Genomic DNA, 11,597 nt, shown 5'->3' with positions numbered 1-11,597 from the left:
GGCAATTGCCTGCGGGGGATTTGTTTGCGTATATTGAATGGTTCGCGACTTACGTAAAAAGAGTCACGGAGAAGTTCACTGTGCACAGCATATCCGGCCGGGAGCGGAATTGTCAAACAGCACCTCGAACACGACCAATGGATTGCCGGACGACGAATTGCGCCGCGAGCAGGAATTCATCGACGGCCTGTACGCGCGCGTCGACGCGCTGCGCGGCGGCACGGAGGCCTCGGTGGCGGACGCCCTCGCGCAGGGCAACACCCCCATGCAGGCCCGCCTCGAACGGGACGTCCTCGTCGCCGAGCGCTCCGGCCTGCTCGCCGCGCTGAACGCGGTCGACGGCTCACTCTGCTTCGGCCGCATCGACCTCACCGACCCCTCCGGCCCCTCCGATTCCGGTCCCACCCACCACATCGGCCGTATCGGCATCCGCGCCGACGACACCGAGCACACCCCGATCCTGATCGACTGGCGGGCCCCGGTCGCCCGCCCCTTCTACCTCGCCACCGGCCACACCCCCATGGGCCTGCGCCGCCGCCGGCACATCACCACCGAGGGCCGTACCGTCACCGCCCTGCACGACGAGATCCTCGACCTCGGGGACCGGCGGCGCACCGGACACGAGGACCCCACCGGCGACGCCGTGCTGCTCTCCGCGCTCAACTCCGCGCGCACCGGCCGCATGAGCGACATCGTGCAGACCATCCAGGCCGAGCAGGACCGCATCATCCGCGCCCCGCACCGCGGCATCCTGGTCGTGGAGGGCGGCCCCGGCACCGGCAAGACGGCCGTCGCGCTGCACCGGGCGGCGTACCTCCTCTACGAACACCGGGAACTGCTCGCCAAGCGGGCCGTCCTCATCGTCGGCCCGAACCCCGCCTTCCTCGGCTACATCGGCGAGGTGCTGCCCTCGCTCGGCGAGACGGGCGTCCTGCTGGCCACCGTCGGCGAGCTGTTCCCCGGCGTACGGGCGACCGCCTCCGACACCCCCGAGGCCGCCGCCGTGAAGGGCCGCGCCGACATGGCCGACGTCCTCGCCGCCGTCGTACGCGACCGGCAGGCGCTGCCCGACCCGGTGATCGCCATCGAGCACGACCGGGACATCCTGATGCTCGACGCCGGTCTCGTGGGCGTCGCCCGCGACCGCACCCGCGCGGCGCGGCTGCCGCACAACGTGGCCCGCGAACACTTCGAGGGCCACATCTTCAACACCCTCACCGACATGGTCGCCGAACGGATCGGCACGGACCCCTTCGACGGCACGAATCTGCTCGACCCCAGCGACATCACGCAGATCCGCGACGACCTCGCCGAGAACCCCGAGGTCTGGGCCGCCATCGACCAGTTGTGGCCGCGCGTCACCCCGCGGCGCCTCGTCGCGGACTTCCTCGCCGAGCCCGACGCGTACCTCACCGTGGCGGACGCGGAAGCGGTACGCCGTCCGGTCACGCGGGCCTGGACGACGTCCGACGTGCCCCTCCTCGACGAGGCCGCCGAACTCCTCGGCGAGGACGACCGGATGACCCGCGCCGCCGCCGAGCAGGAACGGGACCGGCAGGTCGCCTACGCACAGGGCGTCCTCGACGTCTCCTACGCGTCCAGGACGTACGAGTTCGAGGACATCGACGCCGAGGACGCGGAGGTCCTGTCGGCGCACGACATCATCGACGCCGAACGGATGGCCGAACGCCACGAGGAGGACGACCACCGCAGTGCCGCCGAACGGGCCGCGGCCGACCGGACCTGGGCGTTCGGGCACATCATCGTCGACGAGGCGCAGGAGCTGTCGCCGATGGCCTGGCGGCTGCTGATGCGGCGCAGTCCGACACGGTCGATGACGCTGGTCGGGGACCCGGTGCAGACGGCCGAGGCGGCGGGGGTCGGCTCCTGGTCGGACATCCTCCACCCCTATGTCGAGGACCGCTGGGAGCACACCCGCCTCGCGGTCAACTACCGCACGCCGTCCGAGATCATGGACGTCGCGGCGGCGCTCCTCCGCGCGGAGCACACGGACTTCGAGCCGCCGAGCTCCGTACGGTCCACGGGGGTGCGGCCCGTCGTGCGCTCGGGCGCAGACCTGCCCGGGGCGGTGGAGAAGGCCGTCGCCGAACTCGCCCCGGCCGAGGGACGGCTGGCGGTGATCGCGCCGCGCGACCTGCACGGGGAGCTGGCGGCCCGGCTGGACGGGGTGGTGGCGGGGCAGGACCCGGACCTGACCCGACCGGTGGCGTTGCTCGATCCCCGGCAGGCGAAGGGGCTGGAGTTCGACGCGGTGGTGGTGGTCGAGCCGGGTCGTTTCGGCACGAGCGACCTGTACGTGGCCCTGACCCGGGCCACGCAGTCACTGGGCATCGTGCACGCGGCTCCCCTGCCGGAGGCGCTGGCCGAGGCGCTGGCGGGTGAGGTCCGACCCGCATGCCAGGTACGTGGGAAGAGGCGCTCTCCAGGTGAGGAGGCGCAGGACTCATGAACGGCCGAGGCCGACGAGGTGTCCGTCCGTGATCCGGCCGGTGCCGGGTACGAGGCGGTCGGCACGCGGGTCGCCCCCGCCGGCCGGGCGGACGGACGCGTCGCGGTAGGCCTGCCGGCCCTCGTACTCGTCCGCCACCGGTACGGCGCGGAGGCCGGACAGGACCAGCAGGGCCACGGCGACCAGGGCGTGCGGCGACCGGGCGAGCCAGGGATTCCCGTCCTGCACGACCTCCGCCGTACGGTCCATGTGCCTCCCCCTGCCAACCTCCTGTGACGACCGCGAGGAGACGGCCGCGAAGGGTTCCCTCCGCTCGTACGCCGATGGCGATCTGCGTATACGGGTTCAACTCGGGCGCAGGAATGGGCATGATGTGGGGCAAGTAGGCTCAGCGGGCCTTCCACGCGGTGCGGACGTGTGCATCGGACGCAGCCGTGGTCGGCACACCTCGGGGGAGGCAGCCATCGCACCCTTACCGGAATTACCCGACGGCGGGCCCGAGCCGGGACCCCGGCCCCATGTGCTGCTCCTGGCGGTCGCCGGCGGGATCGGGGCCGTGTGCGCCCTCGTCGCCGTCGTGCTCGGCGTCTCCACCGATCCCGCGTATCCGCTGCCGGAGTCCTATCCGACCGGCACGGGACTGACTGCCCTGCCGAGTGGATTCCCGACCGACCTGCCCACCGACCTGCCCACTGACTACTGGACCGACCGTCCCACCGAACTGCCGGACGACCTGCCGACGAACCTTCCGACCGAGGGCGTCCCGAGCTTCCCCACCTACGTTCCCAGCCTGCCCGAACTCTCCATTCCCCCACTGGGCGACGGCTCATGACCGCCGGAACCGGCGTGGTGCCGCCGATGCCCGCGCACCCGCCGGCGGCCCGGCGCGGGACGACGACGGCGATCGTGATCGCGGCCGGGCTGTCGGTGGCCTACGCCGTCGGCCAGCTCCTCTTCTGGTCGGCGCCCGACCTGCACCAGTGGTCGAACGTCTTCATCCGCTTCCTGCCGCCCGAGCCGACGCCGTTCAAGGTGACGCGGGTACTGCTGCTGAGCGGATGGGCGGTCGCCCTCGTACTCGGTCTGCGGCTGTCTGCCGCCCGGCGCGCCGGGGGCGGCGGGCTGCCCGTACGGAACGTCCGTGCCTGCCGGTTCGGGATCCTCGCCGCGCTGCTGCTGCCGTTCGCCGCCATGCCGGCGGCGGCGTTCGGGAACGCTCCGCGGCAGCTGTTGCTCTGCCTGCTCGTCAGCGGGGCGGCGCTGCTGTTCGTGCACCGGACGCAGTCGCTGCGGCGGATGCCCGGGTGGCTGCTGCTGAGCGGCTTCGGGTGGGGTGCGCTGATCGGCGGTGGGTTCGGGATCGTGATGATGACCTGGTACCAGCGGTACGCGCCCGGGTTCCTCCTCGACTTCGAGCGCCCGCAGGCCGAGGTGCGCAGGTACGTCACGCTGATGGCGCTGAACGCGGCCGTGGTGGCGGAACTGGGCAAGGCGGCCGGGGTGGCGGTCCTGTTCCTCCTCTTCAGGCGTCACTTCGACGGTGTGGTGTCCGGAGTGGTGATCGGTGCGGCGGTCGGCCTCGGGTACAACCTCGTCGAGACGGTCCACTTCATGAGCCTGATCAACGTCGCCCACCATCCGACCCAGTTCTGGGACCGGCAGGTCGTCGGTCTCATGGCGACGCACGTGGCGTTCACGGCGCTCGCCGGGGCCGGGATCGGTGCGACCAGATGGCTGACCGGACGCCGGGACCGGCTGGTGGTGGTCGCGAGCGGGCTGACGGCGGCGGTGGGCGGCCACTTCTGGACGGACATGGTGCTGATACGGCTCGACCGGTACAGGTCGGGCTGGTTCGGGGACGACGACACACTGAGTCTGCTGCTGGGCGTGCCGTTGCTGACGCTGATCACGTCGGGCGCGTTCGTGGTACTGGGCGTGCTCGTCCTGCGTCGGGGGCTGCGCGAGCAGGCCGCGGGGGTGGGCCGTGCGCTGGCCGCGGAGGCCGCGTCCGGGCGCGGTGCGGTGACGGAGCCGGAGATCGGGCTGCTGCTCTCCCCGCGCCGGAGGCTGGCGCTGGAGCTGCGGGTGTGGCGGCGGGACGGTACGGCGGGAGTGCGGCACCTGATGCGGTTCCAGCAGGCACAGCTGGACCTGGCGACGCAGGGATGGCACCGGGGGCGGGCGGAGGCCGACGAGTTCATCCCGTCCGAGTTCCGGCTGCGGGAGCGGGTGCTGGAGCTGAAGGGGACTTCGGCGGGAGCGGAGGAGCTGTCATGAGGAAGGCCGCGATCGTCGCTCTCGCCGTACGGATGGCCGCTCTGTTCGCGGCGGTCGTTTTTCTCGTACTGGGTTCGCCCCCGTCCGCCTCCGCCCAGTGCGCGGCGCCCACGTACCACGGCGGGTTGCCGACCCGGGCCGGGAGCTGTCCGGAGGGGGTGGCCAGGGGAGCGTCGGGGGTGGTGTGGGCGGTGGCCGTGACGGGGGCAGGGGTATGGCTGGCTCGTGCGGTGACGCGGTCGCGGTCGTCCGGGGAGTCCGACCTCGCCCTGATCGACGAGGTGTTCGGTGGGGAGGAGCGGAGCGGGGACGGGGAAGAGACGTGAGGCGGCAGGGGGCCCGCGCGCTCACGGCGCTGCTGCTGGTGCTTCTCGTGGGAGTCGCCGGGCCCCGGCCCGGCGCGGCGGACGACGGCACCCGGCCGCCGGGAGCGGCGGACGGGACGAACCTCTCGAAGGACAAGGCGTTCGACAATCCCCTGCTCAGTCCACCGCTCATGCCGGTCGAGCAGCTGCGTTTCCTCCTCAGGCGCCTGCTTCCCGACCACCAGAAGCACCAGGCCTTCAACCAGTCCCGCAACGGTGCGGTCGACTTCCTCAACCCGCTGCTGCTGACCGAAAAGCAATTGAACAGTCTTCTGGGCAACCCCCGTTACGCCTCCTTCGAATCCCGCCGGGCCTGGCGGGCGTCGATGGTCGACCTCAAACCGATGAAGAGATTCCTGGACCCGCGGCTCGTCGAGCAACTGGAGGAGAAGGGATACAACGAGATCCCCGGCATCGCCGCGCTGAGCGGTGAGGGCCTGCATTCGGAGGGGTGGCTCCAGAAGCTGGAGGACGAAGCCGGAGTCGCCCCGGAGATGAAGATCGCCTCGGCGTCCGAACGGCAGCAGTGCGCCAAGTGCTCCCGCTTCTACCTCCGGCAGACGCGGACCCTCTTCGCGTACCCGTACGACCTCACGGTCAAGGAAACCGCTCAGAAGGCCGAGGACATGGCGAAACTCGCCAAGGACTGGGCTGCCGAGGGGAAGTCCGACGCCGACAGGAAAGCCAAGCTCAAGGTGGAGAAGGCGTACGGCAAGGAGAGGCAGTACCGCAACGGCGTCGCGCAGGAACAGCTGGGTGTGGATCTCGACGGGGTGATGGAGACGGCGAAGAAGGAGAACTGGGAGGAGAGCGCGTTCAAGCCCCCCTTCGCCCTCCCCTCGGGTCCCTCGTGCGCGCTCCCGGACGCCCGGTCGCAGCGCCGCCCCGTACCGTCCGCGCTCGTGCTCGCGGCGGCGAAGGCGGACGGCGCGTGCGACGGGGGCCGGGGCGGGGGAGCGGCCTCCGACGCCGCCACCGGTCTGGGCGCGACCCTGGCCGTCCCCGGGGGGAACAACGGCGGCATCGACTTCTCCACCATGGAACTGCGCTATCTGGCCGACCCGGGGGACGGCAGCGGCCTGCGGTACTCCTTCGGTGCGGACCGCGACCCCCTCAAGGGCGACAACCGCACGTCCACCGGTGTCTCGGCCGCCGCCCGCACCTCCGACGCCTTCTTCGTCTGGCTCTCCCTGGATCCCTCGGCCTTCTGGGTCAACCTCAACCCGACCGAACCGGAGCGCGTGGTCGACGAGGAGCTGGGCCGTACCGACGTCGGGCGGATCATGCTGGAGGCAGACCTGCGGATGAAGAAGACCGTCGGCGAACTCATCCACCCGCACACCGCGCTCGGCCGGCGGTACTGGGACGGCCTCCGGGGCGAGTGCATGTCGTCCCGCAACTGGATCACGTCCGCGCCGGCGTCGGTCCACGAGGACGGCGACGAGCTGTACATCCTGGACGCGCCGCTCGACGTGCAGATGGAGTCGGAGTACCTGTCGGAAGCCGGCGGAACCGGCGACGCTCCTCCCGCCTGCCCCCGGCCGGACCGTGCCTCCGAGGAGCACAACGAGGACCTGTACCGCACCCTGGTCCTGCCCGAGCTGACGAAGGCGGTGAACACCGCACCGGAGTACGCCGACCTGCGCCGCGTCCACCTCGCCCGGGTGGCGGCGCAGTGGTACCGCGAACGCGCCAGGACGCAGGACACGACGTACGGCGACCTGATCGACTCGGGCGACATCACGCACTGGCGCACCACGGCCCGCTGGAAGCCGAGGGACACGTTCGACCAGTACGTCGACTCCTACACCCGGGGCGAGTTCGACGTCACCGAAGAACTCGCGGGCGGCGGTGCCAAGAACTACGTCTACGGCGGGGTCGACTTCTCCCGGGTCTCCCTCCGGCAGGTCCCGGACACCCGCTTCGAGGCGGACTTCGCGAAGCTCCCGAAGGGGGTGGACCGTTCGCTGCGTACACCCTCCATGGACGCCGACACGGTGTGGCTCGGCGCCCCGACCCCCCGTGAGGCGTCAGGTCTCGGTCCGCCCGACACCTCGGCCGGCGCGGGCACATGGGCCCTGCGTCTCCTCCCGCTCGTGCTGCTCCCCGCGGCCTTCCTCCTCCTCAGGCGCCGTCGCCGGCATCTGAACACGTCCTCGTCGACGAGTCCGCTGCGACGGGCGGCGGTCGAGGCCCCCCGGAGAAGGAGGACCTAGCCGCGTCAGGTGCGTGAGGGCCGGGGCGAGGAACCCCGGGCTACGCCGGGCGCAGCCACACCGTCGAGAGCGGCGGCAGCGTTACGCGGATGCTGGCCGGGCGGCCGTGCCAGGCCTGGTCGTCCGGTTTCACGGGGTCGGCGTTCGCGACCCCACCCCCGCCGTACCGCCCCGCATCCGTGTTCAGCACCTCGTGCCAGGCCGGCACATCGTCCGGTACCCCGAGCCGGTACTCGTGCCGCACGACCGGCGAGAAGTTGGACACCGCGAGCAGCGGTGAGCCGTCCGTCCCGAACCGCAGGAACGCGAAGACGTTGTCCTCGGCGGCATCCCCGGCGACCCACCCGAACCCGGCGGGATCGGTGTCCAGTTCCCACAGCGCAGGCACCTCCCGGTACACCCCGTTGAGGTCGCGGACGAGGTCGCGTACCCCCCGGTGGTCGGCCTCGGCCCCGTACGACGGATCGAGGAGCCACCAGTCGGGCCCGTGCGCCTCGGACCACTCGGCGCCCTGGGCGAACTCCTGACCCATGAAGAGGAGTTGCTTGCCGGGGTGGGCCCACATGAAACCCAGGTACGCGCGGTGGGTGGCGCGCTGCTGCCACCAGTCGCCCGGCAGCTTCGACACCAGCGACCGCTTGCCGTGCACGACCTCGTCGTGGGAGATCGGCAGGACGTAGTTCTCGCTGTACGCGTACACCATCGAGAACGTCATCTCGTGGTGGTGGTACTTGCGGTGCACCGGCTCGTGGGAGACGTAGTCCAGCGAGTCGTGCATCCAGCCCATGTTCCACTTCAGGCCGAAGCCGAGCCCGCCGAAGCCGCCGGGCCCGATGTGGTGGGTCGCCCGGGTCACGCCGTCCCACGCGGTGGACTCCTCGGCGATGGTGACGACACCGGGCTCGCGCCGGTAGACGGTGGCGTTCATCTCCTGGAGGAAGGCGACCGCGTCGAGGTTCTCCCGGCCGCCGTGGACGTTGGGCGTCCACTGTCCGGCCTCGCGCGAGTAGTCGAGGTAGAGCATGGAGGCGACCGCGTCGACGCGCAGTCCGTCGATGTGGAACTCCTCGCACCAGTACACGGCGTTGGCGACCAGGAAGTTGCGCACCTCGCGGCGCCCGTAGTCGAATTCGAGGGTTCCCCAGTCGGGGTGCGCGGCCCGCAGCGGGTCCTCGTGCTCGTACAGAGGCCGTCCGTCGAACTCGGCCAGCGCCCACTCGTCGCGCGGGAAGTGCGCGGGCACCCAGTCCATGATCACGCCGATGCCGGCCCGGTGCAGCGCGTCGACCAGGTACTTGAAGTCGTCGGGGGTGCCGAGCCGGGCGGTGGGGGCGTAGAAGCCGGTGACCTGGTAGCCCCAGGAGCCGCCGAAGGGATGTTCGGCGACCGGCATCAGCTCGACGTGCGTGAAGCCGAGGTCGGAGATGTAGACGGGCAGCTGCTCGGCCAGCTGACGGTAGGTCAGGCCCGGTCGCCAGGAGGCCAGGTGGAGTTCGTAGACCGAGAAGGGGGCCTGGTGCGCGGGGCGGTCGGCCCGGCGGGCCATCCACTCCTCGTCCTGCCACTCGTGACGCGAGGCGTGGATCACCGACGACGTGGCGGGCGGCAGCTCCGTGCGCCGCGCCATCGGGTCGGCGCGCATCGTCTTCGTCCCGTCGGGGCGGGTGATCTCGAACTTGTACAGCTCTCCCTCGTGCACGCCGGGCGCGAACAGCTCCCACACCCCGGAGGAGCCCAGCGAGCGCATCGGGAACGCGGTCCCGTCCCAGAAGTTGAACGACCCCGAGATCCGTACACCGCGGGCGTTGGGCGCCCAGACCGAGAAGCGGGTGCCGGACACGCCCTGGTGTTCCATCGGCTCCGCGCCGAGCATCGTCCACAGCTGCTCGTGGCGCCCCTCCCCGAACAGGTGCAGATCGAGGTCGCCGAGCGTGGGCAGGAAGCGGTACGCGTCCTCGACATCCTGGACCGCGCCCTCGTACTCCACGACCAGCCGGTACTCCGGCACCTCCCGCAGCGGCAGCACGGCGGAGAAGAACCCGTCCCCGTCGTCGTGCAGTGCGGCCCGCAGTCCTTCGGCGACGACGGTCACGGCGAGCGCGAACGGCCGCAGCACCCGGAAGACCACACCGTCCGGTACCGGGTGGGCGCCGAGCACGGAGTGCGGATCGTGGTGCGCGCCCCCGAGCAGCCGTTCCCGGTCGGCCCGGTCCAGCACGGCCAGCGACCGCACCTCCTGGACGGCCTCCTGAACCGGGGTGGGTGTGACCGCGGGCGTGACGGGCGTGACGGATGTGACGGGTGCGGGCTCCAGGGCCTCGGCCCGCGCATGGGCCTGTACGGCTTCGGCCTGTACGTCGGCCTGAGCGGTTTCGGCCTGTACGGCTTCGGCCTGTGCGTCGGACCGCACCTCCTCCACCGCCGGCTTCACCTTCGCCTTGTCGGCGGCCTTGCCGGTGACCTTGGCCTTGTCTGCGGCCTTGTCGGCGGACTTGGCCTTGGCCTTCGAGCTCTTCGGCTTCTTGGCGGGCGGGTTCGGGCGGGGCGTCACGGGCGGAGCCTCCTCGGCACGGTGAGAGGTGGAGCGGGGCGGGTCGATGCGGGTCAGGACGGTTCGGGAAGGGCCAGCCGGCGGACTGCCGCCATCGGCACGGGCAGCCAGTCGGGCCGGTGCCGTGCCTCGTACACGACTTCGTAGATGGCCTTGTCGGTCTCGTACGCGCGCAGCAGCACCGGGTCCGTGCGCGGATCACGCCCGCCGGCCTCGGCGTAACCGGAGCAGTACGCGGCCCGGCACGCGTCCGCCCAGCCGGGTACGGCGGACACCCGGGTGCCCTCGGTCCGGAGCGAGTGCGCGGCGTAGTCGAAGGAGCGGAGCATGCCGGCCACGTCCCGCGCGGTCGGCTGGGGCAGGCGCCGCTCGGCGAGCGGCTTGGAGGGCTCGCCCTCGAAGTCGATCAGCGACCAGCTGCCGGACGGCGACCGCAGGCACTGGCCCAGATGCAGGTCCCCGTGGATCCGCTGGGCCGTCCATGTCTGCCCCTCGCCCGCCAGATCGGCGAGCGCGTCGAACGCGGACCGCAGACCGGGTGCGTACGGCAGCAGCGAGGGCACCGTCTGGACGGCCGCCGTCAGCCGCTCGGTCATGCCCTCCACCAGCAGTTCCATCTGCGCGCGTCCCATGGTCACCTCGGGCAGCGCTCGGGCCAGCGCGGTGTGCACCTCGGCCGTGGCCCGGCCGAGCGCCCGCGCCGCACCGCTGAAGTCCTCACCCTTGGCGAGTTCGCGCAGGGCCAGGTCCCAGCCGTCCGAGGCGCCCTGGAGGAAGGGCTGGAGGACTCCCAGGACGTACGGGTCGCCGGGATCGCCCTGGCCGGGGCCGAGGGCGTCGCCGGGCAGATCCGCGAGCATCCAGCCGGCCGGTGCCGGGACCCGTGCGCAGCCCTCGCGGGCCAGTGCCAGCGGCAGCTCCAGATCGGGGTTGATCCCGGGCACGATCCGGCGCAGGAGCTTCAGGATGAACGTATCTCCATAGACGAGAGAGGAGTTCGACTGCTCGGCGGTCACCAGGCGCGGCACCAGGTCGCCCCGGATCTCCTGCGCCATGTCCCGCTCGAAGCGCAGCTCACCGATGTGCGCCCGCTCGCGCAGGGCTTCCAGGAGGACATCGGCGGGCCGCGGGTCGTGCAGGGCCTCGTACACGGTCAGTCCGGCCAGTGGCCCCTGGGCCGGATGGCCGATCAGCGCGGGTGCCAGCCGGGGCGGCAGCGTCTCGCGCACGCCGAGCAGCAGCTGGTAGCAGTCGGCCGGATGCGCGGGCGCGCTCTGCGTGGGCACGAGCGGCTGATGGGCCCGTACGAGCAGATGGAGCAGGCCCAGCCCGACGGAGTTCAGTGGCAGTACCTCGGTCGCCGAGACCAGGGAGAACCCGGTGACGGGACGGCCTTTTCCCGCGAACCACCGCTGCCGTGGAAGCCACTCGCGAAGCAGTGGATCGAGGGACGCGAGAAGGCCGGGGCTCGTCGAAGCGGAGTGCACTGAGCGGATGACGGCTTCGGACATGGCGTCGCGTCCTTTCCCCGGAGTCGGGGTGTTACTACTGCGTGCCCAGGGCGGGGCGGGGGAAACCGCCCCGCCGTCCGTTGTACGTGCCGGTCGGGGCCGGGTCCTAGAGGGCGTCCTTGCGGAGGCGGAACCAGTAGAAGCCGTGGCCGGCGAGGGTGAGGAGGTAGGGGAGTTCGCCGATGGCGGGGAAGCGGACGCCGCCGA

8 protein-coding genes and 1 pseudogene are annotated in these 11,597 nt (G+C 71.5%); 5 read left to right on the top strand and 4 right to left on the bottom strand.

Annotated features, from left to right (window positions below; translation table 11 throughout):
- The first annotated feature begins 157 nt into the window (after positions 1 to 157).
- Positions 158 to 2,470: a HelD family protein gene (locus ACFWGJ_RS34860; RefSeq protein ID WP_387332611.1), complete on the top strand. Its 2,313-nt coding sequence runs from the start codon at positions 158 to 160 to the stop codon at positions 2,468 to 2,470.
- On the opposite strand, the gene ACFWGJ_RS34855 is transcribed toward ACFWGJ_RS34860, so the two are convergent.
- Positions 2,465 to 2,719 (bottom strand): hypothetical protein, encoded by a 255-nt coding sequence (locus ACFWGJ_RS34855; protein WP_387332609.1) that lies wholly within the window; start codon positions 2,717 to 2,719, stop codon positions 2,465 to 2,467. The two genes, ACFWGJ_RS34860 and ACFWGJ_RS34855, sit on opposite strands and share 6 nt — an antisense overlap.
- Positions 2,720 to 2,990: 271 nt before the next feature.
- On the opposite strand from ACFWGJ_RS34855, the gene ACFWGJ_RS34850 reads away from it, so the two are divergent.
- The 4 genes from ACFWGJ_RS34850 to ACFWGJ_RS34835 are packed head-to-tail and all read left to right on the top strand — an operon-like array spanning position 2,991 to position 7,328.
- On the top strand, positions 2,991 to 3,302 hold the full coding sequence (locus ACFWGJ_RS34850) for a hypothetical protein (protein ID WP_387332607.1): 312 nt from the start codon (positions 2,991 to 2,993) through the stop codon (positions 3,300 to 3,302).
- Entirely contained in the window at positions 3,299 to 4,747 is a 1,449-nt protein-coding gene (locus ACFWGJ_RS34845) for a PrsW family glutamic-type intramembrane protease (RefSeq protein ID WP_387332605.1), read from the top strand. The genes ACFWGJ_RS34850 and ACFWGJ_RS34845 overlap by 4 nt, the downstream gene beginning before the upstream one ends.
- Positions 4,744 to 5,073 (top strand): hypothetical protein, encoded by a 330-nt coding sequence (locus ACFWGJ_RS34840; protein WP_387332603.1) that lies wholly within the window; start codon positions 4,744 to 4,746, stop codon positions 5,071 to 5,073. The genes ACFWGJ_RS34845 and ACFWGJ_RS34840 overlap by 4 nt, the downstream gene beginning before the upstream one ends.
- Positions 5,070 to 7,328, top strand: coding sequence for a hypothetical protein (locus tag ACFWGJ_RS34835; protein WP_387332602.1), 2,259 nt, complete (start codon positions 5,070 to 5,072; stop codon positions 7,326 to 7,328). The genes ACFWGJ_RS34840 and ACFWGJ_RS34835 overlap by 4 nt, the downstream gene beginning before the upstream one ends.
- Before the next feature lie 40 nt (positions 7,329 to 7,368).
- Here the strand turns inward: ACFWGJ_RS34835 and glgB are convergent, their stop codons facing one another.
- The 3 genes and pseudogenes from glgB to ACFWGJ_RS34820 all read right to left on the bottom strand — a co-directional run.
- On the bottom strand, positions 7,369 to 9,879 hold the full coding sequence (gene glgB, locus ACFWGJ_RS34830; RefSeq protein WP_387332600.1) for a 1,4-alpha-glucan branching enzyme: 2,511 nt from the start codon (positions 9,877 to 9,879) through the stop codon (positions 7,369 to 7,371).
- A 53-nt stretch (positions 9,880 to 9,932) separates the two neighbouring features.
- Positions 9,933 to 11,390, bottom strand: a complete 1,458-nt coding sequence (locus ACFWGJ_RS34825) for a maltokinase (protein ID WP_387332598.1) — start codon at positions 11,388 to 11,390, stop codon at positions 9,933 to 9,935.
- A 106-nt stretch (positions 11,391 to 11,496) separates the two neighbouring features.
- Positions 11,497 to 11,597, bottom strand: a pseudogene (locus ACFWGJ_RS34820) (alpha,alpha-phosphotrehalase); the annotation flags it as partial.

The organism is Streptomyces sp. NPDC060205 (assembly GCF_042728395.1).
Classification (GTDB): domain Bacteria; phylum Actinomycetota; class Actinomycetes; order Streptomycetales; family Streptomycetaceae; genus Streptomyces.
The sequence above is the reverse complement of the archived record's forward strand: the minus strand, read 5'-3'. Positions and strand labels throughout refer to the sequence as shown.

What these genes read in the sequence shown, in the direction of transcription:
- ACFWGJ_RS34845 (WP_387332605.1), top strand. Translation starts at nt 3,299, where the DNA reads ATGACCGCCGGAACCGGCGTGGTGCCGCCGATGCCCGCGCACCCGCCG.
- ACFWGJ_RS34855 (WP_387332609.1), bottom strand. Translation starts at nt 2,719, where the DNA reads ATGGACCGTACGGCGGAGGTCGTGCAGGACGGGAATCCCTGGCTCGCC.
- ACFWGJ_RS34825 (WP_387332598.1), bottom strand. Translation starts at nt 11,390, where the DNA reads ATGTCCGAAGCCGTCATCCGCTCAGTGCACTCCGCTTCGACGAGCCCC.
- ACFWGJ_RS34840 (WP_387332603.1), top strand. Translation starts at nt 4,744, where the DNA reads ATGAGGAAGGCCGCGATCGTCGCTCTCGCCGTACGGATGGCCGCTCTG.